The organism is uncultured Lutibacter sp. (assembly GCF_947495725.1).
GTDB lineage: Bacteria > Bacteroidota > Bacteroidia > Flavobacteriales > Flavobacteriaceae > Lutibacter.
The window spans coordinates 404,778-428,277 of sequence record NZ_CANLZZ010000004.1 but is presented as its reverse complement, the minus strand read 5'-3'; the positions used below and the strand labels follow the sequence as shown (position 1 = coordinate 428,277).

At 31.7% G+C, this 23,500-nt stretch carries 16 protein-coding genes and 1 tRNA gene; 15 read left to right on the top strand and 2 right to left on the bottom strand.

Going from position 1 to position 23,500, the window contains the following annotated elements; translation table 11 throughout:
* Positions 1–69: 69 nt before the first annotated feature.
* Complete coding sequence (locus tag Q0776_RS11510) at positions 70–840, bottom strand: IclR family transcriptional regulator (protein WP_298368298.1); 771 nt, start codon at positions 838–840, stop codon at positions 70–72.
* A gap of 100 nt (positions 841–940) precedes the next feature.
* Here Q0776_RS11510 and Q0776_RS11505 point away from each other — a divergent pair, with 100 nt between their 5' ends.
* The 11 genes from Q0776_RS11505 to Q0776_RS11455 all read left to right on the top strand — a co-directional run bounded on the left by Q0776_RS11505 (position 941) and on the right by Q0776_RS11455 (position 18,591).
* A complete protein-coding gene (locus tag Q0776_RS11505; protein ID WP_298368295.1) occupies positions 941–2,011 on the top strand; it encodes an L-rhamnose/proton symporter RhaT in 1,071 nt (356 codons plus the stop codon).
* A 22-nt stretch (positions 2,012–2,033) separates the two neighbouring features.
* Complete coding sequence (locus tag Q0776_RS11500; protein ID WP_298368293.1) at positions 2,034–3,185, top strand: ABC transporter substrate-binding protein; 1,152 nt, start codon at positions 2,034–2,036, stop codon at positions 3,183–3,185.
* Positions 3,186–3,189: 4 nt separating this feature from the next.
* Positions 3,190–4,332: a CoA transferase gene (locus Q0776_RS11495; RefSeq protein WP_298368290.1), complete on the top strand. Its 1,143-nt coding sequence runs from the start codon at positions 3,190–3,192 to the stop codon at positions 4,330–4,332.
* A 4-nt stretch (positions 4,333–4,336) separates the two neighbouring features.
* Complete coding sequence (locus Q0776_RS11490) at positions 4,337–5,482, top strand: CaiB/BaiF CoA-transferase family protein (protein ID WP_298368288.1); 1,146 nt, start codon at positions 4,337–4,339, stop codon at positions 5,480–5,482.
* A complete protein-coding gene (locus tag Q0776_RS11485) occupies positions 5,482–6,717 on the top strand; it encodes a sugar ABC transporter substrate-binding protein (protein WP_298368287.1) in 1,236 nt (411 codons plus the stop codon). The genes Q0776_RS11490 and Q0776_RS11485 overlap by 1 nt, the downstream gene beginning before the upstream one ends.
* The gene (locus Q0776_RS11480; RefSeq protein ID WP_298368284.1) at positions 6,717–7,790 is read left to right on the top strand and encodes a Gfo/Idh/MocA family oxidoreductase; all 1,074 of its coding nucleotides are present in this window, start codon (positions 6,717–6,719) and stop codon (positions 7,788–7,790) included. The genes Q0776_RS11485 and Q0776_RS11480 overlap by 1 nt, the downstream gene beginning before the upstream one ends.
* 422 nt (positions 7,791–8,212) lie before the next feature.
* Positions 8,213–11,224 carry a TonB-dependent receptor gene (locus Q0776_RS11475; RefSeq protein ID WP_298368282.1) on the top strand — a complete coding sequence of 1,004 codons (3,012 nt, stop codon included), beginning with the start codon at positions 8,213–8,215 and terminating at the stop codon, positions 11,222–11,224.
* A 14-nt stretch (positions 11,225–11,238) separates the two neighbouring features.
* Entirely contained in the window at positions 11,239–12,768 is a 1,530-nt protein-coding gene (locus Q0776_RS11470) for a RagB/SusD family nutrient uptake outer membrane protein (protein WP_298368280.1), read from the top strand.
* A 146-nt stretch (positions 12,769–12,914) separates the two neighbouring features.
* Positions 12,915–16,280: a VCBS repeat-containing protein gene (locus Q0776_RS11465; RefSeq protein WP_298368278.1), complete on the top strand. Its 3,366-nt coding sequence runs from the start codon at positions 12,915–12,917 to the stop codon at positions 16,278–16,280.
* Between the two features lie 161 nt (positions 16,281–16,441).
* On the top strand, positions 16,442–18,040 hold the full coding sequence (locus Q0776_RS11460) for a hypothetical protein (protein WP_298368277.1): 1,599 nt from the start codon (positions 16,442–16,444) through the stop codon (positions 18,038–18,040).
* Positions 18,041–18,147: 107 nt separating this feature from the next.
* Positions 18,148–18,591 carry a MaoC/PaaZ C-terminal domain-containing protein gene (locus Q0776_RS11455; protein WP_298368274.1) on the top strand — a complete coding sequence of 148 codons (444 nt, stop codon included), beginning with the start codon at positions 18,148–18,150 and terminating at the stop codon, positions 18,589–18,591.
* 50 nt (positions 18,592–18,641) lie between these two features.
* Here Q0776_RS11455 and Q0776_RS11450 read toward each other — a convergent pair whose 3' ends face one another.
* On the bottom strand, positions 18,642–20,042 hold the full coding sequence (locus tag Q0776_RS11450) for a dipeptidase (protein WP_298368271.1): 1,401 nt from the start codon (positions 20,040–20,042) through the stop codon (positions 18,642–18,644).
* Between the two features lie 125 nt (positions 20,043–20,167).
* Between Q0776_RS11450 and Q0776_RS11445 the strand changes: the two genes are divergently transcribed.
* The 4 genes from Q0776_RS11445 to galK all read left to right on the top strand — a co-directional run bounded on the left by Q0776_RS11445 (position 20,168) and on the right by galK (position 23,485).
* Positions 20,168–20,249 (top strand) — tRNA-Leu (locus Q0776_RS11445).
* A 169-nt stretch (positions 20,250–20,418) separates the two neighbouring features.
* Positions 20,419–21,123 (top strand): NUDIX domain-containing protein, encoded by a 705-nt coding sequence (locus Q0776_RS11440; protein WP_298368269.1) that lies wholly within the window; start codon positions 20,419–20,421, stop codon positions 21,121–21,123.
* A 180-nt stretch (positions 21,124–21,303) separates the two neighbouring features.
* Entirely contained in the window at positions 21,304–22,320 is a 1,017-nt protein-coding gene (locus tag Q0776_RS11435; RefSeq protein ID WP_298368267.1) for a UDP-glucose--hexose-1-phosphate uridylyltransferase, read from the top strand.
* 40 nt (positions 22,321–22,360) lie between these two features.
* A complete protein-coding gene (gene galK, locus Q0776_RS11430; RefSeq protein ID WP_298368266.1) occupies positions 22,361–23,485 on the top strand; it encodes a galactokinase in 1,125 nt (374 codons plus the stop codon).
* Positions 23,486–23,500 lie beyond the last annotated feature (15 nt).

Here is a 23,500-nt window from a genome sequence, read left to right as displayed (position 1 = left end):
TAATTTACTCAATATTATAGTTGAAAGTTAGTTTACGGTATTAAATTAGGCTTAGATTACAAATAATGTTTATCCGCAAATAAATTGATTAATTTCTTGCTGTGTACTTTTAAGTTGTTTTAAAATACTATCTAAATTTTTATGTTCTTCTAAATTTGAAGTAAAAACAGATATTGCAAGAACGGCACTTAATTCTGAATCATTTTCACCAATTGGCACAGCAATATCTGTAACACCACTAGTTAATTTACTATTTGAAAAAAAGTAACCATCTTTTTGTGCTTGGGCTACATTATTTAATAATTCTGTTTGTTTTGTTTTGCTCCAAGTAGTATAGAACTCATCTCTTGATAAAATATCGAGTCTTCTTTTGTCCGAATACATAGAAAGCAATACTTTACCCGAAGTTGTTTTGGATAATGGGAAATGAGTTCCTTCTTCAATAGATAAGGAAACTGCACTTGGACTTCTCATTTGTCCAATTATAAGTAGCTGATTATTGTCGATTATACTTAAATGACATGACTCTTTTATTTTTTCTGATAAAGCCTGCATAGGATAGTAAGCAACTCGTTTTAATTCATCAAAAGGTGTATGTCTGTGAGATAAGCTATACATTTTTAGTGATAATCTATATTTTCCAGCATTTGCTCCTCTTATTAAGTAACCTCTTTCTTCAAGACAAACCAGCATTCTGTAAATTTCACTTGGAGTTTTATTAATTCCTTGTGCAATTTCAGCTTGCGATAACGGAATGCCTTCTTGCGAAAGTAATTCAATAATATCAAGCCCTTTATCAAGAGCTGGAGCATTATATTTAGTTGGATTATTTTCAGCCATTTTTTAGGTTTAAGATTACAAATTTAATAAAAGAAATTAGTTTCTTGCGTATTTCATATATAAAATATATTTTTGCATATGAAATTTAAAATAAATTAATATGGCTAATCCGTTATTGGGAACTATAATTCATGCAGTAGGAGGTGTTGCGGCATCAACTTGTTATTTACCACTTCAAAAAGTAAAAAAATGGTCTTGGGATACCTATTGGTTATTACAAGCGTCATTTGCTTGGTTTATTTTTCCATTTATCATAGGGTTTTTAACCGTACCAAATTTAATGGATGTTTTTGCAAAGGCTGATACTTCGGTTCTAATAAATGCAACATTATTAGGGTCTATTTATGGATTTGGAGGTATGTGTTTTGGATTGGCAATTAGACATATTGGTTATTCATTAACTTATACTATTTCAATTGGGATATCTGCAATTTTAGGGACAATTGTTCCTTTGTTAATGCATGGTGAGTTAGTTGAAAAATTTGATGCACCAGGAGGAAATATTGTGTTCTTAGGAATGTTTTTTGCCCTTATTGGAATTGTAATTTGCGGTGTAGCCGGTTATAAAAAAGAGAACGATTTAAAAGGGTTAAAAGTTAATGGTGCCGAGCCATTAACGTTTAATATGAAAAAGGGATTAACATTAACCTTAATTGCGGGTGTTTTATCTGCGGTGTTTGGTATTTCTCTTGAAGTAGGTGAGCCACTTTCTGCAATAGCTGACGCTAATGGAGCAGGACAATTTCAGGGTAATGCAAAGTTAATATTATCAACAGGTGGAGCTTTTATAACCAACTTAATATGGTTTACAATTGTTGGTCTTAAAAGAGGAACATTAAAGCAATTAGTTGATGTTAAAGGAATTGGTGTTAGCGCTTATTCCTTAAATGTTGGAATGTCTATTTTAACTGGAGCATTATGGTATGGTCAGTTTTTCTTTTATGGAATAGGGCATACTAATATGGGTGATTTCGGCTTTGCAAGTTGGGTAATTCATATGTCTATGTTAATATTCTTTAGCTATATAGTTGGTATTATAATGAAAGAATGGACACAGGTGACAAAAAAAACGAATACAATTTTAATTTTAGCTTTAGTTGTTTTAATAACATCGTTTGTTGTTATGGCATACGGAACTATGCTAGGTGAAGGAAATATTGGAGGACATTAAAAAAATATTGAAAGAAATAAAAATGAGTACAAAAACAATACAATTAAAAGGAATTACTTGGAATCATAGTAGAGGTTTTACATCAATGGTTGCAACTGCACAGCGTTTTTCAGAATTAAATCCTAATGTTGAAATTACTTGGGAAAAAAGATCGTTGCAAGCATTTGCAGATGAACCAATTAATGAATTAGCAAAAAGATATGATTTATTAATTATCGATCATCCATGGGCAGGTTTTGCCGGAAAAACAAAAGTGATTTTACCTCTTGATGAATATCTTCCTACAGAATTTATGCAAGATTTAGCAGATAATTCTGTGGGGCGTTCTCACGAGAGTTATTCTTCAAACGGACATCAATGGGCGTTGGCAGTTGATGCGGCTACTCCTGTAGCTTCAAGTCGTCCTGATATTCTTGAAGAAAATGGTTTAGAATTACCTAAAACGTACGATGATTTATTAGCACTTGCTAAAAAAGGATTGGTAATTATGCCCGGAATTCCACAAGATACATTAATGAATTTTTATATGATGTGTTGTAATTTAGGCGAAGAAGTTTGTACTTCAAAAGAGCACGTTGTAAGTGAAGAAATTGGTATTCAAGCATTAAAAATGTTACGTGAATTAGCTGTAGAAATGGATCCTCAAATTTTTGATTGGAACCCAATTAAAATCTATGAAGCTATGACACAAACGGATAAATATGCATATTGTCCTTGGGCATACGGATACACAAACTATAGTAGAAATGGATATGCACGTAAATTATTGCATTTCCACGATATGGTAGAAATTAATGGAGTAGGAGCAATTTCAACATTAGGAGGAACAGGTTTAGCAGTTTCAGCAGAAACTAAAGAATTAGAAACTGTAATGAAATATGTTGAGTATGTTGGTTCTGAAGAATGTCAGAAAACTGTATTTTTTGATAATGGAGGACAACCAGGTCACAGAAAAGCTTGGTTAGATGAGCATACAAACAATTTAACTGCGAACTTCTTTAAAAACACATTACCTGGTTTGGACAGGTCATTTTTACGTCCTCGTTACAACGGGCATATGTATTTTCAAGATAGAGCTGGAGCACCAATTAGAGAGTATATGATGAATGGTGGAGATGAAAAAGCGTTGCTTTCAAAATTAAACGAGTTATATATAAAATCATTAGACATTTAATAGTATGCGACCATTAGAAGGTGTTTTAGTTTTAGAATTTGCACAGTTTATGGCTGGTCCTTCCGCAGGATTAAAATTAGCAGATTTAGGAGCTAGAGTTATAAAAATTGAAAGACCAGGTAGCGGTGAAGCTGGAAGAGGAATTGCGTTGAAGAATTTATTTTTGGATGGTAGCAGTTTGGTTTTTCATACTGCAAATAGAAATAAAGATTCTTATGCTGCCAATTTAAAAGATCCAGAAGATTTAGAACGTGTTAAAAAGTTAATTGCTCAAGCTGATGTTATGACGCATAATTTCCGTCCGGGAGTTATGGATAAAATAGGATTAGACTACAATACTGTTCAAGAAATAAATCCAAAAATGGTGTATGCCACAGTTACAGGTTATGGAACTGAAGGTCCTTGGGCTAAAAAGCCTGGACAAGATTTATTAGTACAATCAATGTCTGGTTTTGCAAATTTATCAGGTGATAGGGATGAAGATCCAGTACCAGTTGGTGCTGCACTTTCTGATATTATTACGGGAACACATTTGGCACACGGTATTTTAGCTAGTTTGTTAAAAAGAGAAAAAACAAATAAAGGTTCGTTGGTTGAAGTTAGTTTGTTAGAATCTACACTAGATTTTCAGTTTGAAGTAATTACAACATATTTGAATGATGGAAATCAAAAACCAGTAAGAGCAAAACAAGGTAATGCACACGCATATTTGGGTGCTCCTTACGGAGTTTATAAAACTAAAGATGGTTATATTTCTTTAGCAATGGGCTCATTGTTAACCTTAGGCGAAGTTTTAAAATGTGATGCTTTAGCAGTATATACAGATTCTGATTCTTGGTTTACTAAAAGAGATGAGATTATGGATATTTTACGTTCTTTTCTTATTGAGAAAACTACGGATGAATGGTTGGCAATATTAGAGCCTGCAGGAATTTGGTGTTCTGATGTTTACGACTATAAAAAGTTGTTAGATCACGAAGCGTACAAAGTGCTTCAAATGGATCAGCGTTTACAATTACTTTCTGGCGAAGAAGTGCACACAACTCGTTGTCCAATTAGAGTAAATGATGAAAGATTGTTTGCAAGTAAACCAGCTCCAAGAGTAGGTCAACATACAGAAGATATTATTAAAGAATTTAATCTATAGTAAAATGAAACCATTAGAAGATATATTAATTATAGATTTAAGTCAGTTTTTATCAGCACCATCTGCAACATTAAGATTGGCAGATTTAGGAGCAAGAGTAATAAAAGTTGAACGACCAGAAACTGGAGATATTTGTCGTCAGTTATATGTTTCAAATGTTATTTTAAACGGAGAATCTTCAGTTTTTAGAGCAATTAATAGAAATAAAGAAAGTTTTCAAGCCGATTTAAAAAACGAAATAGATAAACAACGAGTTTTAAAATTAGTTGAAAAGGCAGATGTGTTAATTCATAATTTTAGACCCGGAGTTATTGAACGTTTAGGGTTTGATTATGATACTATCAAAAAAATAAATCCAAGTATTGTTTACGGAGATATTTCAGGATATGGTTCTGAAGGACCTTGGAAATCAAAACCAGGACAAGATTTATTAGTACAATCATTATCCGGTTTAACTTGGTTAAATGGTATTGATGGAAGCGGACCAACACCTGTTGGTTTGGCCGTTGTAGATATTTTATCTGGAGCACATTTGGTGCAAGGTATTTTAGCTGCGTTATTAAAAAAGGCTAAAACTGGTGAAGGAAGCAAAGTTTCGGTAAGTATGTTGGAGTCTATATTAGATTTCCAATTTGAATCAATAACAACTTTTTACCACGATGGTGGAGCACCAACTGTTCGTCCAAAATCGAATAGTGCACACGCTTATTTAGGAGCGCCGTATGGTGTTTACAAAACTCAAAATGGGTATTTAGCATTGGCAATGGGAGCAATTCCTTTTTTAGGTGAATTGTTAGGTTGTAATGAATTAACAAACTATCCAGAGCCTGCAAGTTGGTTTACTGAAAGAGATGCAATTAAAAAAGCATTGGCAGACCATTTAGCTACAGATACCACTGAAAAATGGCTGTCTATTTTAGAACCTGCAGATATTTGGTGTGCAAATATTATGGATTGGGATACGTTATTTGCTCAAGATGGATTTAAGGTATTGGATATGATTCAGAAGGTAACAATGGGTGATGGTTTTGAATACGAAACTACTCGTTGTCCAATTAAAATAGATGGAGAATACTTAACTTCAACATTAGGTTCTCCAATATTAGGAGAGCATACAAATTCAATTGTAAAAGAGTTAATTGAAAGCTAATGAGTTCAAACAAGTTTAGAATAGCAGTTCGTAAATTTGATGCTTTTGAATCTTCAATAGACAAAATATGGAAGCTTTTCTGTGAAAAAACTGGTTGTAAATTAGAGTTGGAAGCTATTCCTCTTGATTTGCATCCTTTGTATGATACTATTTTAAAAGAAGAAGGATTAAAAAATGGAACTTGGGATGTTTCTTTAATAAATACAGACTGGATTGCTGAAGCTAATGCAACTAATTCTGTAGAAGATTTAACTTCTTATATAGTAAAAGATGCACCTCAAGATTTTCCAAATGGATGGTCTAGATCGTTATTATACAAACAAGAGTTTGAAGGTAAAACAGTAGGATTACCATTTCACGATGGTCCAGAATGTTTAATTTATAGAAAAGATTTATTTGAATCAACTTCTGAAAGAGAGAATTTTAGGAAGCAATTTGGAAAAGAATTAGAAATTCCAAAAACTTGGGATGATTTAATGGAAATTGCTGAATTTTTCAATAGACCAGAAGAAAATTTATACGGTACAACATTCGCTGCTTTTCCTGATGGACACAATACAGTATTCGATTTCTGTTTACAATTATGGACCAGAAATGGAGAGTTATTTGATGAAAACAAAAACATTAAATTAAACTCTGAAGCTGCTATAGAAGGAATGGAATTCTACAGAAAAGCTTTGAAAAATACCAATGCGATTCATCCAGAGTCTCGAGATTTTGATTCAGTAAAATCAGGTTTAGCATTTGCTAATGGAAATTTAGCTATGATGGTAAATTGGTTTGGTTTTGCTTCTATGTGCGAATTTTTAGAAGATTCAAAAGTAAAAGGAAAAGTAGATATAGCAAATGTACCAGCAGGTCCAACTGGTGAAGGAACTTCATTAAATGCTTATTGGATGTATGTAATTGGTACTGGAAGTGAGCACAAAGATTTAGCCTATGACTTTATTAAATTTGCTGTAAATGAAGCGAACGATAAATTGTTAACTTTAGAAGGCGCAATTGGTTGTAGAAAATCTACTTGGCACGATGCTGATGTAAATCGAGAAGTGCCTTATTATCATAAATTAGAAGAGTTACATAAAAAAACACGATCACTTCCTAGAAAAAGTAATTGGTCTGAAATTGCTGATGTTATAGATCAGTTGGTTTTAGAAGTTATAAATACTTCCGAAGACATTAAAACAATTTTAGATAAAGCACAACAAGAAGTAAATCGTATCGAAAATATATAATGATGGAATTAAAATATAAACCAGAATTACCAAAAGAAAAACGTCCAATTTATATTATTGGAGCAGGAGGAATTGTTCGTGATGCACATTTACCAGCGTATAAAAATGCTGGTTTTGTGGTTGAAGGAATTACTAACAGAACAAAAAAGAGAGCAGAAGATTTAGCAGCATCATTTAACATTCCAAATGTGTATAATAATGTTGAAGAAATGGTTGCTGCAGCGCCAGAAAATGCAGTTTTTGATTTAACACTAATGCCAAATCAGTTTGTAGCAACGTTAGAATTGTTGCCAGATGAAGCTGCGGTTTTAATTCAAAAACCAATGGGAGATGATTATGAGCAGACATTGGCTATTTTAGAAGTTTGCAGAAGAAAAAAACTAAAAGCCGCAATTAACTGCCAAATGCGTTATGCACCTTATGTAATGGCTGCAAAGTATTTAATTGAACAAGGATTAATAGGTGAATTGTACGATTTTGAAGTCCGTTTGTGTTTATACACACCTTGGGAGTATTTTCCGAATGTGGTAAATCATCCACGTTTAGAAATTCAACAACATAGTATTCATTATATAGATTTAATTCGTTCGTTTTTAGGAAATCCAGGAAAAGTGTATTCTAAAACATTGAAGCATCCTGCAAAACCTATGTCCTCTACACGTACAACAACTATTATGGATTATAGTGATAGTATGAGAGCGATTATCAATACCAACCACGATCATAATTTTGGAGAGAAAAACCAAGAAAGTTTTGTGAAATGGGAAGGAACAAAAGGAGCAATTAAAGCAAGAATTGGATTGTTGTTAGATTATCCAAACGGTAAACCAGACTTGTTCCAATATTGTATTGTTGAAGAAGGAAAAGATCCAAAATGGGTTGAGGTAGAATTAGAAGGTTCTTGGTTCCCAGATGCTTTTGTTGGAACAATGGCTTCGTTAATGCGTTTTGTTGAAGGTTCTACTGATGAACTGCCAACAAGTGTAGAAGATGTTGTGCATTCAATGGCAATTGTTGAAGCCGCTTATGAATCTAATAATGAAGGAGGAGTTCAACCAAATTATAATATTTAAAAAGAATAAATTAGTTTTTTTATGCGGTTATGTTTCCTTTTTATTTAAATATAAGCTGTTTTTGTATAGGAGTATGTTAATTTTGTTATTTTTTTTTAGCTAAATTCATATATGAATTTCTATTCAGTTGAAATGCTATAATCTTTATAAAGTCCACTGCTTTATGTGTTTAGGTGTGCTTTTCGTTATTTTGTGCATAATTTGTCTAGATATAAAATATCCATGTCTAGGATTTGTCTAGGTATTTTTTTAACAATTCTTTTAGATGTCTCTTATATTGCATATCGAACTTTTAATTTATTTGTAATTCTGAATTAGATACTTAATCTTAAAATTTTTTGAGGATTCTTTATCAAATTGAAAAACAAATTACCTTATTATTAAGCAGACACTTTTATTATTAACTAAATTCAAACTTAATTATGACAAAACATTTTACACGAATTCTAAAGAAATTTTCCGTTTTTGGAGTTTTTTTAGCATTAATGAGTGTGCAGCAAATTTACGCTCAGCAAACTGTGACAGGAAAGATTACAGATGAAACCAATCAAGGTGTTCCAGGAGCAAACATTCTTAAACAAGGATCAAATGTAGGGGTCACATCTGATTTTGATGGTAATTACAGTATTTCGGCCTCTCAAGGTGATGTATTAGTATTTTCTTTTGTAGGTTACAAAACAAAATCAGTAACTGTTGGAAATAACTTAAATGTAAATATTCAACTAGAACCAGATGTGGCATCATTGGATGAAGTTGTAGTAATTGGTTATGGTACTGCTAAAAAGAGTGATCTTGCCGGTGCCGTTTCACAAGTTTCAGCAAAATCTTTTGAAGACCAACCTATGACTAGAGTAGAGGATGCCTTAAAGGGGAGAGCTTCTGGTGTTACTGTTGCTGGGAGTGGACAACCTGGTTCTCCTATTAAAGTAAGAATTAGAGGGGTTAACTCTATAACAGGGGACAACAACCCTTTAGTTGTAGTTGATGGTGTTTTTGGAGGAGATCTTAGGACCATAAACCCTAATGATATTGCGTCTATGGAAATATTAAAAGATGCTTCTGCTTTAGCGATTTATGGATCAAGAGCATCGAATGGTGTTATTTTAGTTACTACTAAAAAAGGACGTGGTGGTGATGCTAAAATTAGCGTTGATCAGTTTGTAACTATCTCTTCTTTGGCAAAAAGTATTGATAGATTATCATCTTCTCAATTTGCTGAGGCTATCAATTTAGAAACTCCGGGATCTTTCACGGCTGCGGAAATAGAAGCTTTAAGAGCAAACCCAAATGATTGGGAGGATTTAACTACGCAAACTGGTATTGTTTCGAATACACAATTATCTATTAGCGGTGGTGATGTTAAGTTAAATTATTTTGTGTCTGGTAATTATATAGATCAAGAAGGAACAATAATTAATACTGGCTACAAAAGAGGGGCATTTAGAGCTAACTTAGGAGCTGAAATAAATGATAAATTGAATGTTAATGTTAATTTATATGGAAGTAGAGATTATACTTTAAATGATCAGGATGCTTTTAACTGGAATGGTGGATTTTTGTTGAAGGCATTAACCTGGGATCCTACTGTAGCTCCTCAAGATGCTAATGGAGATTGGATTTATCGTGGAGAATATGCAAATAATGGGTGGAATCCTATGTTTGAATTATCACAAAGTGTAAACGAATTAGTTAGTGATCGTTTAAATGTTACAATAAATGCTAGTTATGCTATTAATGATAACTTGTCATATTCACTTATTGCAAGTGGTACACGAAATAATGCCAATACAGAATCTTTAAAATGGGCTAGAGATCCTTCCTTAGGAGTTGGATCCGATTTTAACAGTGCAGGTTTTAGAAATTTCAGACAAACCACGCATCAGGTAAGTAACGTATTGAATTGGAAAGAGTCTTTTGATAAGCACAATATAGATGTAACAGGTGTTTATGAATTTCAAGGAGCTAGAAGTACAACAAATAGTTATAATGCAAATGACGTTAATGTACCTGGATTTTATCATACAGATAATAGTGCAAGTGAGTTTTTTGCAAATAGTGGTTCAGAATCTTCAATACAATCTTACTTAGCGCGTGTTCAATACAATTTTGATAATTCATTTTACCTTACAGGATCTATAAGAGTTGATGAATCATCTAAATTCAAAAAAGGAAATAGAACTGGTACTTTCCCTTCAGTAGCTGCAGCATATAGTTTTAACAATTCTTCATTTGTAGAAGATAGTGACGTATTGTCAAACCTAAAGTTCAGGGCTGGTTGGGGTCAAGTAGGAAATGAGAATATAAATGCTCAAGCAGGTATTACACTAACTAATGATGCTGGGTTGTATTCTTTTGATGGACAATCTCCAGTTACAGGACAAACATTAACTCAAATAGGTAACCCAGACTTAAAATGGGAAACAACAACACAGCTTAATGTAGGGTTAGATTATGGTTTCCTTAATGGGAAAATTAGAGGTGCTATCGACTATTATAAGAAAGAGACTGAAGACCTTCTTTTAAGAAGAACTGTAACAGGAACTCTCTATAGTCAATTTGAAAATGTTGGGAGGGTAGAGAACAAAGGTTTAGATTTCTCAATTTCTGCAGATATCATTAATAATGATGACTTTACTTGGGATGCAACATTTAATCTTTCTTCATTAAGCAATGAGGTTACCGAACTGTATGATGGACTTGATCAAGTTCAAGGAAACAGCCAAATTATTGGTGGAACGCAAGAAAGAACTGATATTATTAAAGTAGGAGAGCCTTTAGGAACATTTTTAGGTTATACTTTTTTAGGTACATGGAAAACTAGTGAAGCGGCCGCTGCTGATGCTTTTGGACGTGTCCCTGGTGATCCGAAATTTTTAAGAGACTCTGATGGAGAATTAGTTCTTGGGCCAATTGGAAATGGGTTACCATCTACAACTTGGGGATTAAATCAAACTTTTACCTATAAAAATTTCACGTTAAATGTATTTATTAATGGGGCAAGTGGTTTTGATGTATACAACATGACACGAGGATTACTTGATGGAGGTACTGCTACAGTTAGAAATAGTGTGTCGCTAGAAAGATTAAATGCATGGACACCAACAAATGAAACTGAAATACCAAGAATAGGTCATGTTAATCTATTAAACTCAACTAGATGGGTTGAAGATGGATCATATATTAGATTAAATAATGTTAAATTAGGTTACACTTTTACTGAGTTAATTAGAGGTGTTGATAGACTTGAGTTTTATGCAAGTGGACAAAATCTGCTACTTATTACAGATTATAAAGGTTATGACCCAGAGGTTTCAACAAGAGCAAATCCTTATTCATCTGGAACCACAAATGGTGCTGATGTAGGAACTGGATTGGATGTAGGTTCTTATCCTAACCCAAGAACATACACTTTAGGAGTTAAAATTCAATTTTAAAAAAAACAGAAATTATGATGAAAACAAAAAATATATATAATTTATTTAAAAGACGCTATATAGCTACAATGGTTGTCTTAGTAACTGTTATTGGAGTAACCTTTAATAGTTGTGCTGATCTTGAACCAGATCCGCTTGAATTTAATTTACCACCTGAAGTTTTTGGGAATTTTGACGATATGGATAAAGCTGTAACAGGTCTTTATGGTAAAATTGTAAATGCTTCTAGATGGACAACATTTTATGCTCCTGCTTGGGCGGGTGATGACATTACTACTTGGTCTGCAGGAAATAAGGCAGATTTTAGAGAATTTGATCAGCGTAATGTACAATCATCTAATGGTAGATTATTGTCAAATTGGAATGCTATTTATGACGTAATTAATACTGCAAATTCAGTGTTAGATAGAGCTAATGGATTATTAGAATTGGATGTAGATCAAAATTTATTGAATCAATATATCGGTGAAACTCATTTTATAAGAGGTATTATGTTTTATCAATTGGCACGAGTTCATGGAAGAATAGCTTTGCCATTATCTGTAATACCAGATCCTAATATTTCTAGGTCTTCTCAATTAGAAGTATATGAGCAAATTGAAGCAGATTTAATGGAGGCAGAAATGAGATTGCCAGAAGTTTATCCTGGTGTTGAGCGTGGAGCTCCAAGACCAAATAAAGGATCTGCACGAGCAATATTAGCACGTTTATATATGGATTGGGCAGGTTTCCCCGTAAAGGACAACTCTAAATATGCTATGGCAGCCTCAAGTGCTAAAACAGTAATGGATAATGCTAGTACACACAATTTCAGTCTTGTAGATGACTTAGATGACTTGTGGACATTAGCAAATAAATTTAATGATGAATCATTATTTGCAATTGTTGGTTGTAATACTTGTGGTGATTTTGTAACTGCAAACTGGAAATATGGTATTTTAGGTTTACCAGGTAGTGAAGGTGGTTGGAGCGAAACTTTTGCTGAAATAAAATTCTATGAAGATATGCCTGAAGGGCCTAGAAAAGAAGCAACTTATAGAACAGATTTAGACTGGCAAAACTTTTCTGGGGCTAACGATCAGAAAAGTCCAGTATTTAAGAAAATAGCGAATACCGATTTACCCGCAGGATCATTTATTACTGCTAGAAACGATTTCTTTATGCGTTATGCAGAAATATTGTTAATATATGCGGAGGCTTCAGCTCGTTCAGGAAATGTAAATGCAGATGCTTGGGAATCTTTAAATATGATTCGTCGTCGTGCAGCAGGTTTACCTTATGCAACTCCAGATCCAAGTGTAGATGTAACTTCGGGTGATTTAGCAGAATTGGCTTTTGAAGAACGGAAATGGGAGTTTGCAGGTGAATATGTCAGATGGTTTGATCTAGTTCGAATGGAACGCGTTCAAGAAGCACTCGGAAACAGAGATCCAGTTGGTCCAATACCTGAACATAATCCTATTATTGGAAGTCTAGGAACTGATAACTATTTCTCACCTGTTCCTGCAGAGGCGATAAATAATAATCCAAATTTGGCAAATTAATAATTAAGTTAAGTTGAGTTTAAAAGCGGAAAGATTTATATAAATCTTTCCGCTTTTTTTTAATTTAAATTTTCAATTACGTATATTGTTGGTCATTGTGAATAGATACTTTTCCAGAATAAGTTATAACCAAATAATTTTTTAAAATGAGAATCATCAAATTATTCAAAAGAGCAAGCAACTTAATATTTTTTATTGCAATAATATTTGGAGTATATTCTTGTGAAGAATCAAAAAAAGTAGAGGTTAAAACCGAACCAAATGAAATAGAATTGAAGTTGTTTACAAGTTTAGACTCGAAGGATTCAGGTGTTAATTTTGTAAATGAGTTAGAAGAAACACTTGAAGCAAATTATTTTCAATATAACTATATGTATATTGGAGCTGGTGTTGCAACTGGAGATATTAATAATGATGGTTTAATCGATTTGTTTTTTACTTCAAATTCTGGGCAAAATAAATTGTATTTAAATGAAGGTAATTTTAAATTCAAGGATATAACTATTAGCTCAGGAATATTAAATAAACCTGGATTTGATACAGGTGTTACTTTTGTTGATGTTAATAATGATGGATTATTAGATATTTATCTTTCACGAGGAGGATGGATTGATACAGATAAAAGATTTAATAATTTATTATATATAAACAATGGCGATCTTACTTTTACTGAGAAGGCAGAAGAACTTGGTTTAGCTGATTCAAACAGAGCAATTCAAGCAATATTTTTTGATTATGATAACGATAATGATTTAGATGTTTTTATTTCAAATGCGGCCGATATTGTAAGTCGCAATCAAACAAATGCAATTGATTTAAAAAAGCTACAAAAGGATCCGAATACAATTAAGCTAAAGGGAAGTGATAAATTATATAATAATGATGGAACTGGCCATTTTACCGATGTTTCAATTACAGCTGGTTTTTTACCTGAAACAGGTTTCGGTTTAAATCCAGAAGTGTGCGATTTAAATAACGATGGTTGGTTAGATATTTATGTAAATAATGATTTTAATATTCCAGATTATGCTTATATAAATAATGGAGACGGAACTTTTAAAGAAAGTGCCGAAGAATTATTTAAGCATATGTCTTTCAATAGTATGGGAGGTGATGCCGCCGATATTAATAATGATGGATTTATTGATTTAATGACCTTAGATATGAATCCGGAAGACTATATCCGATCAAAAACCACAATGGGAATGACTTCTATTCCTCAGTTTGAAGATATGGTAAAGAAGGGATATCATTATCAATATATGCATAATATGTTGCAGTTAAATAATGGAAATGGAACTTTTAGTGAAATTTCAAAAATGGCTGGAATGGGGAATACGGATTGGAGTTGGGCTATTCTATCTGCTGATTTTGATTTGGATGGTTTAAACGACATGTTTGTAACTAATGGGGTTTTTAGAGATGTAATTGATAGAGATAAAAATAACGAAATAGTTGGGTTGCTTAGAAAGAACAATAGAAAACCTACCGATGAAGATTTTTTAAAGTATGCTAAAATGCTTCCACAGCAAAAATTAACAAATTATTTCTATAAAAACAAAGGAGATTTAACTTTTGAAGACACATCCGAAAAATGGATAAACTCTAAACCTACATTTTCCAATGGAGCCGCATACGCTGATTTAGATAATGACGGTGATTTAGATATTGTGGTCAATAATATTAACGATAAAGCATCTGTTTTAAAAAACAATGCTATAGAGTTGGATAATGGAAATTTTTTGAAAATAGCATTTAAAGGGCCGGAAAAAAACAAAAATGGTATTGGTACAATTGTAAAAGTGCACTTAAAAAATGGATCTCAAATGATTCGTCAGCTTTTTAATACACGAGGTTTTCTTTCTTCAATGTCGAATAAATTACATTTCGGTTTGTCAAAAAATGATACAATTAAAAATGTAGAGATTATTTGGCAAGACGGACATAAAGAATTGCTTTCAAATATTTCTTTGAACAATGAAGTTTTAGTTGATTATAAAAATTCAACAGTAGTTTCAAAAAGTATAGATAAAAAAGATGAAAAATTGTTTTTTGAAAAGAAAGAGTCAAAATATAAGCATATCGATCCTTATTTTAATGACTATGCCTACCAAGTATTGTTACCTCATAAATTATCTCAATTAGGGCCTGCGCTAGCAAAAGCTGATGTTAATAATGATGGAATTGAAGACGTTTTTATTGGAGGAGCACATAGTGAAGAAGGTCAGTTGTTGATTGGTACTAATGGAGGTGAATTTAAATTAAAAATAGTTTCAGATTTTTTAAAGGATAAGCAAAAAGAAGATATTGGGGCTTGCTTTTTTGATGCTGACAATGATGGAGATCAAGATTTATATGTGGTAAGTGGTAGTTATGAATTTTACAGAAACCCACGTATGTTGCAAGATAGGTTGTATTTAAATAACGGAAAAGGAGGATTTAAACTAGCACTAAAAAGTTTACCCGAAATGTTGGTGGCTGGGTCCGTTGTTGTTCCGTCAGATTATGATAATGATGGAGATTTAGATTTATTTGTTGGAGGTAGAGTAATTCCAAATAAATATCCGCACGCGCCAATTAGTTATATTTTAAATAATAATGCAGGTAAATTTACAATTGAAACTAAGAGTGTTGCTCCTGAATTAGAGAAAATAGGGATGGTTACAGATGCCGTTTGGTTTGATATTAACAATGATAAAACTGACGATTTAATTGTTTGTGGCGAATGGATGGGAATTGAAGTTTTTTTGAATGTTGAAGGCAAATTGGAAAAAAGTAATTATTACGAATCATTAAATGCAGCAAAGGGATGGTGGAATAAATTATTAATTGAAGATGTTGATAATGATGGAGATAAGGATATTGTGGCTGGAAATTTAGGATTGAATTATAAATTTCACGCTTCTAAGGATAAACCATTTCATGTGTATACAAGTGATTTTAATTTTGATGGAGTTGAAGATATATTCTTGGCGAAATATTATAATAATAAACAAGTTCCTGTTAGGGGAAAAGGATGTACAGCACAACAAATGCCTCATTTAAAAAATAAAATAAAATCGTACGAAAATTTTGCGAATAGAGATTTAGAAGGCATTATAGGGAGCGGAATTAAATCAGCTTTGCATTATGAAGTTGTTGAATTTAGATCTGGTATTTTTATAAATGAGGGTTCAAATAAATTTAATTTTGAACCATTTGAAATGGACGCTCAAAAATCACCAATTAACAGTATTCTTTTTAACGATTATGATGGTGATGGATTTAAGGACTTGTTATTGGCAGGAAATAATTACCAATCTGAAGTAGAAACTACAAGAGCAGACAGTGGAATTGGAGTTTTTATGAAGGGAGATAGTACGGGTTCTTTTAAAAGTGTCTCACATTTAAAATCAGGATTTTTTGCAGATAAAGATGTTAGAAATATGGTTGAAATTAAAGGGGAAAATGAGCGTCAAATAATTATTGTGAATAATAATGATATTCACGATGTTTTTTTAATCAATAAGTAATTATTTGAAGATAGTTTATGACATTAAACATATTCAATTGCGATTAATGTAAAAAGTTTTATTTTAGAGACTATATTAAAATAATAGATCAATTATATTTTACGATTCATAAGGTGATAATAAACAAATTTTTTCATATTAAAACGATTCAATACTTATTTGTGGTTGTAATTTGTTTAGCTCTAAATTCAACTAAGTTTTATGCTCAAAATGAATCAAATGATAACACTATAAAAAACATTATAAAAGTAGCAACTGAAGTACGTTTTAAAAATATAGAAAACTCCGTTAAATTTCTTAAAACAGAATTTGAAAAATATATAGAAAAAGGTGATACTATAAGTTCTGTGAAATTATTAATTGAAATAGCTAATAACTTCAGTCACGGAGCTAATTACAACAAAGCATATGATTATTATTGGAAAGCATTGCTGTTGGCCGATGAAGCTAAGAATGAAGAGTTAAAAGCGCTCTTATTTGTACGCATAGGTAGGTTATATGCATTTTATAGAAGAAAAGATATCGCCATTGATTATCTTAATAATTCAATTGCAATTAGAAAAAATCTTATTAAAAAAGGTATTGAAACTTCTGAAGTTTTGGTGGAAAATTATTATGAAAAACTTAAAACATATAGAGAGTTAAAAGAATTTGAATTAGCTGAAAAGTGTTTAGATAGTTGCCTGTTTTATTACAACGATGCTAGTATAATTCATAGAAAGCAAATACAAGTTGAAGAAGCCATTTTATTATCTGAAGAACATAAATTAAAACAAGCAGAAGACTTATTGTTGGATGCAATTCCCTGGTTTAAAGATAAAGACCCTTCTTATTGTGTATTGGTAAATACATTGTTAGGTGATGTTTATGCAAAAGATAATGATTTATCTCATTGTAGGTTTTATTATGAAAAGGCATTAGAAACTTCAAGAAAATACAATGCGCACATAGATTTTACCCCTTTAATTTATGAGAAATTAGCAAAAATTAGCATTAGGGAAAATAATTTTTATGAAGCTTATAAGAATACTGAAACAGCAAAAGAATTAGATGCGCTTTTTTTTGATAGTAGAAGTGAGAATAATAGACCTTTATTAGAAATTAAAGATTCTTTTAGAACAGTAAGGCAAACTCAAGAAGAAGTATTTAAGGAACAAGAAATTAAAAAATTAAAACAAGATGATGAAATTCTTTTATTGCACAGAGTAATTTTGTTAATAATTGTAATTTCAATATTAATAATTGGTCTTGTTTACTTGTGGTCGGTTAAAGTTCAGCATAAGACCGAGAAACAAATAATTAGAAAAAATAGAAAAAAAGAAATTAAAAAGGCAAAAGAAGCTTTAGAACTTCGTAATAAAGAATTAGCAAGCTTTGCTTTGCAATTAGCTGAAAAAGATGAATTCTTAAGGCAGTTGAAAAGTAAATTAAAAACAGGGCAGGACGACATTAGTATTAGAGAAATAAAACAACTTACAAATTCAATTACAATTAGTAATGTAAAAAGTTGGCAAGAGTTTAAACTCCGATTTACCTCAGTAAATAATAAATTTTATAAGAAGCTTACAACTGATTACCCAAATTTAAGTCAAAGAGATCAAAAAATATGTGCTTTAATTAAGTTGAATATTTCAAGCAAAAAAATGGCAAATTTATTAGGTATTTCTGTAGAATCAGTGCATACAATTAGGTACAGATTAAGAAAAAAATTGGAAATTACCAGCGAAGTGAATCTAGAGGAGTTTATTTCATCATTATAAAAATTATAAATTTTCAAATGAAATATTTAATCAAAACTAGTTCAGATTCTTATCTTAAAAAATTATTTTTGTAGTCTAAAACCAAAACTTAAAAAAAACAAGAATAAATGCATATAATATCTAGATTTTACGAAGACTACGAATTAGGAAGTAAAAGAGAAACCTTAGGAAGAACAATTACTGAAACTGATTTTGTTGTACATGCAGGTCATACAGGAGATTATTTTCCACACCATATGGATGCTGAATGGTGTGCAACACAACCATTTAAGCAACGAATTGCACACGGAACATTAACATTTGCAGTTGGAATTGGAATGACTGCAACAGAAATTAATCCTGAAGCATTTTCTAAAGGTTATGACCGATTAAGATTTGTAAAACCTGTTTATATAGGTGATACAATTAGAGTTGTAATAACAATTAGTGAGAAAAAAGAATCTAAACGTCCAGAATTAGGGCAAATTAATGAGCACGTTGAAATTTTTAATCAACGCAATGAATTAGTGTTGGTATGTGATCATATTTTGCTAGCTAAGAAAAAACAATAGCTGAGTTAAAATAAAAAAGAGGATAAAATTAATTTTATCCTCTTTTTTATTTATGAATTACCTTGTTTAGAAAGTTCAACAAAATATTTGTAAAATAAAGGAATAGTTTCTATACCTTTTAAATAATTGAATATTCCAAAATGTTCATTTGGTGAATGAATTGCGTCGCTATCTAAACCGAAGCCCATTAAAATTGTTTTGCTTTTAAGTTCTTTTTCAAATAAAGCAACAATAGGAATACTTCCTCCTGAACGTTGCGGAATTGCAGGAATTCCAAATGTTTCAGTATAAGCTTTGTTTGCAGCTTTGTAACCAATATTGTCAATTGGAGTAACATAGCCTTCGCCTCCATGATGAGGAGTAACTTTTACTTTTACTGATTTTGGCGCAATACTTTCAAAATGTTTTTGAAATAATTCTGTAATTTCTTTAGAAACCTGGTTTGGAACCAATCTCATTGAAATTTTCGCATAAGCTTTACTGGCAATTACTGTTTTTGCACCTTCACCGGTGTAACCTCCCCAAATTCCATTCACATCTAAGGTTGGTCTAATTGAATTTCGCTCGTTTGTTGTGTAACCTTTTTCACCATAAACGTCATCAATATCTAATGCATTTTTATAAGCTTCTAAAGAAAATGGTGCTTTTGCCATTTCGGCTCTTTCATCTAGAGAGAGCTCTTCAACTTTATCATAAAAACCAGGAATAGTTATGTGATTGTTTTCATCGTGTAATGAAGCAATCATTTTTGAAAGAATATTTATTGGATTAGCAACCGCACCGCCGTACAATCCAGAGTGTAAATCTCTATTTGGCCCAGTAACTTCCACTTCAACATAACTTAACCCACGTAAACCAGTAGTAATTGATGGTTGTGTGTTCGAAATCATTCCAGTATCAGAAATTAAGATAACATCATTACTTAATTTTTCTTGATTGCGTTCAACAAACCAAGCTAAACTACTTGAACCTATTTCTTCTTCACCTTCTATCATAAATTTTACATTACATGGAAGATTTTCATTACTTACCATATATTCCAAAGCTTTCACATGCATATACATTTGGCCCTTATCATCGCAAGCTCCACGAGCAAAAATTGCTCCGTCTGGATGTTTATCTGTTTCTTTAATCACTGGCTCAAAAGGTGGAGACGTCCACAAATCAATTGGATCTGCAGGTTGAACATCATAATGCCCATAAACTAAAACTGTAGGTAAATTGGGGTCAATTATTCTTTCACCGTATACAATTGGGTATCCAGGTGTTTCACATATTTCTACAGAAGTACATCCAGCTTTTTGTAAGGAATTTTTTATTGCTTCTGCAGTATCCAAAACATCTTGGCTATATGCACCATCTGCGCTTATTGAAGGAATTTTTAATAATTCAATTAATTCTTGAATAAATCTATCTTTATGTTGATTAACGTATGCTTTAATATTTTCCATTAAAATTTAGGATTTGTTTTATTCAAAAATACATAATTTTATTGGGTTTTTTCTGTAAAAAAATTTTTCAATAACTACTTTGCAATATTAAACTATTGTGTATATTTGCATCCACAATAATTAAAGCGGGCGTGGTGGAATTGGTAGACACGCTAGACTTAGGATCTAGTGCCGCAAGGTGTGAGAGTTCGAGTCTCTCCGCCCGCACAAAAAAAGCTTCTCAATTTTGAGAGGCTTTTTTGCTTTTTAAAGTTTCCTTTTCTTTAATTAATTTCTAAGATTATAGCTAAAAATTTAGTAAGTTAGCTACTCATTATTATTAATTGTAAAATTAACAGTTATTTTAAAGGTAACTGTTTCCCAAAAAAATAAATTTATGAGTTTGTTAAATACATCACTAATGTATCAGGGGCAAGAAAAAATTTTAGTGGCAGTTGATTGTATTATTTTTGGGTTTGACTCGGAGAAATTAAAATTGCTTTTGTTTAAACGTAAGGTAGAACCTTTAAAAGGTGAATGGTCTTTAGTTGGTGCTTTTATAAAAAATGACTTAAGTTTGAATAATGCAGCTAAGCAAATTTTGTTAGAATTATCTGGGCTTGAAAATATTTACCTTCAAGAATTGCAAACTTATAGTAAAGTAGATAGAGATCCGGGAGAAAGAGTAATTTCTGTCGCTTTTTTTAGTTTAATTAGAATTAGTGATTTTGAATTAAAAAGTGTAGAAAAATATGACGCACATTGGTTCGATTTTGATGATATTCCCGATTTAATTCTTGATCATAGAGAAATGGTTGATGATGCTTTTAAAAGATTAAGAGCAAAAGCAGCTAGGCAGCCTATTGGATTTGAATTATTGCCCGAAAAATTTACAATACCTCAATTACAAACACTTTATGAATGCGTTTATCAACGGAAATTAGATGATAGAAATTTTAGAAAAAAGATACTCTCCTTTGATATTTTAACAAAAACAACAGAAAAAGATAAGAGTGGTTCAAAGAAAGGGGCTTTTTTATATATGTTTAATAAGAAAAAGTTTGATGTTTTTCTTGCTAAAGGCTATAATTTTGAAGTTTAGTATAATACTTTTTAGTATTAAATTTTTAAAATAAAAAAAATAAATGTAAATTTGACGTTTATTAATAAGTCTTTGAACTTTAAGAAGGTAAGATGCAGAATAGGAGAGTTTATATTTTAAGACTATTTTTTAAATGACATTTTAAACCAAATTATTAAATAAAATTAAACCTAACTTACAATGAGTTCATTTTTGGAAGATCATCCACACAGAAGATATAATATTCTTACAAAAGAATGGGTACTTGTTTCGCCACACAGAAATAAAAGACCTTGGCAGGGAAAAACAGAAGATAGTGTTAAAAAGGAAGAAATAGCGTACGATCCAAAATGTTATTTATGCCCAACTAATGATAGAATTAGTGGCGAAAAAAATCCTGATTACCCAAGTACTTATGTATTTGCTAATGATTTTGGAGCTTTACTAAAAGATACTCCAAATTTTAATTACAATGAAGGCTTAATGAAAGCTGAAGGAGAAAATGGAATATGTAAAGTAATTTGTTTTTCACCAAATCATTCATTAACAATTCCAGATATGGAAATTCCAGCGTTAATTGATGTTGTTGAAACTTGGCAAAAAGAATATACTGAACTGGGAAGCTTACCTGAAATAAATTATATCCAAATTTTTGAAAATAAGGGTGCAATTATGGGTTGTAGTAATCCTCATCCACACGGGCAAATTTGGGCACAACACTCAATTCCGTCTGAAATTCAACTAAAAACAGATTCTCAAAAAGAATACTTTGAGAAAAATGGTAAAAGTTTATTGCAAGCTTATATTGAACAAGAAATAGAAGAAGGGACTAGAATAATTTCTCAAAATGATAGTTTTGTTACCCTGGTTCCTTTCTGGGCAAAATGGCCATATGAAGCTATGATTGTTCCAAAAAGACAAATGACTACTATTAAAGAGTTAACGGATAGTGAAAAAGCAGATTATGCTGAAGCATTGAAAACATTAACTCAAAAATTTGATAGATTATTTGATACTTCATTCCCATATTCTGCAGGTATTCACCAAGCGCCAACAGATGGAGGTGATTATAAAGAATGGCACTGGCATATGAGTTTTTATCCACCATTATTAAGATCAGCTACTATTAAGAAATTTATGGTAGGTTATGAAATGTTCGCAATGCCACAACGCGATATCACTGCAGAGTTTGCAGCTGATAAATTAAGAGCATTATAGATAAAAAACAACCAAATTAACCAAATAAATATAAAGAATTATGGCTACAGAATATGATTTAGTAGTTGATTCTCCAGGAAGAATTAATATAATTGGGGAGCATACAGATTACAATAACGGATTTGTACTTCCAACAGCAATTGACAAAATAATAAAATTTAGTTTTAAAAAGAACGGAAGTACTGACGAGTGTAACGTTCATAGCGTAAATTTCAACACAAGTTTTTCATTTAGTTTAAATGATGTTAAACCAAGTGATCAGCAATGGGCAAACTATATTTTAGGTGTTATTGCAGGAATACAAGAACTTACTGATAAATTGGAAGGTTTTGATTGTTCATTAGATAGTAATATTCCTGTAGGTTCTGGAATTAGCTCTTCAGCCGCTTTAGAATGTGGCTTGGCTTTTGGATTAAATGAATTATTCGATTTAGGATTGACAAGGTTACAAATGGTTAAAATTGGTCAAATGGCTGAGCATAACTACGTTGGAACAAAATGTGGTATAATGGATCAATTTGCATCTGTAATGAGTAAGGACGGACATGTTATTCTACTAGATTGTCAATCTTTAGAATATGAATACGTGCCAATTGCAATTAAACCATATAAAATATTATTATTAAATACCAATGTATCACATAATTTAGCTGACGGAGAATATAACAAACGTAGAGCTATGTGTGAAGCTGGTGTAGAAGTAATAGCAAAAAAATACCCAGAAGTAAAATCATTAAGAGATGTTTCACCAGAAATGTTGGCTGAGTTTAAAGGAGTTCTAGATGATGTAACTTATAACAGATGTTCGTATGTTGTAGATGAAAAAGTTCGTGTATTAGATACTGTTGAAGCACTGAAAAATAATAAGCTTGATGTTATGGGTGCAAATATGTACGCTACTCATAAAGGACTTTCTGAGTTATATGAAGTTAGTTGTGAAGAATTAGACTTTTTAGTAGATTTTTCAAAAGATTATGATGCCATTATAGGATCTCGTATGATGGGTGGTGGTTTTGGTGGTTGTACAATTAACATTATACACGAAGATGCAGTTAAGGATTTTACAGAAGCAGCATCAAAAGCGTATTTCGATAAATTTAATATCAAATTAACTGCTTTTGAAGCAAATCCTTGTGGAGGAACATCAATAAGTGAAACTAAATAAACAATCAGATTAAAC

What these genes read in the sequence shown, in the direction of transcription:
- Q0776_RS11485 (WP_298368287.1), top strand. Translation starts at nt 5,482, where the DNA reads ATGAGTTCAAACAAGTTTAGAATAGCAGTTCGTAAATTTGATGCTTTT.
- Q0776_RS11500 (WP_298368293.1), top strand. Translation starts at nt 2,034, where the DNA reads ATGAGTACAAAAACAATACAATTAAAAGGAATTACTTGGAATCATAGT.
- Q0776_RS11495 (WP_298368290.1), top strand. Translation starts at nt 3,190, where the DNA reads ATGCGACCATTAGAAGGTGTTTTAGTTTTAGAATTTGCACAGTTTATG.
- Q0776_RS11475 (WP_298368282.1), top strand. Translation starts at nt 8,213, where the DNA reads ATGACAAAACATTTTACACGAATTCTAAAGAAATTTTCCGTTTTTGGA.
- Q0776_RS11440 (WP_298368269.1), top strand. Translation starts at nt 20,419, where the DNA reads ATGAGTTTGTTAAATACATCACTAATGTATCAGGGGCAAGAAAAAATT.
- Q0776_RS11490 (WP_298368288.1), top strand. Translation starts at nt 4,337, where the DNA reads ATGAAACCATTAGAAGATATATTAATTATAGATTTAAGTCAGTTTTTA.
- Q0776_RS11450 (WP_298368271.1), bottom strand. Translation starts at nt 20,042, where the DNA reads ATGGAAAATATTAAAGCATACGTTAATCAACATAAAGATAGATTTATT.
- galK (WP_298368266.1), top strand. Translation starts at nt 22,361, where the DNA reads ATGGCTACAGAATATGATTTAGTAGTTGATTCTCCAGGAAGAATTAAT.
- Q0776_RS11455 (WP_298368274.1), top strand. Translation starts at nt 18,148, where the DNA reads ATGCATATAATATCTAGATTTTACGAAGACTACGAATTAGGAAGTAAA.
- Q0776_RS11510 (WP_298368298.1), bottom strand. Translation starts at nt 840, where the DNA reads ATGGCTGAAAATAATCCAACTAAATATAATGCTCCAGCTCTTGATAAA.
- Q0776_RS11470 (WP_298368280.1), top strand. Translation starts at nt 11,239, where the DNA reads ATGATGAAAACAAAAAATATATATAATTTATTTAAAAGACGCTATATA.
- Q0776_RS11480 (WP_298368284.1), top strand. Translation starts at nt 6,717, where the DNA reads ATGATGGAATTAAAATATAAACCAGAATTACCAAAAGAAAAACGTCCA.
- Q0776_RS11505 (WP_298368295.1), top strand. Translation starts at nt 941, where the DNA reads ATGGCTAATCCGTTATTGGGAACTATAATTCATGCAGTAGGAGGTGTT.
- Q0776_RS11435 (WP_298368267.1), top strand. Translation starts at nt 21,304, where the DNA reads ATGAGTTCATTTTTGGAAGATCATCCACACAGAAGATATAATATTCTT.
- Q0776_RS11465 (WP_298368278.1), top strand. Translation starts at nt 12,915, where the DNA reads ATGAGAATCATCAAATTATTCAAAAGAGCAAGCAACTTAATATTTTTT.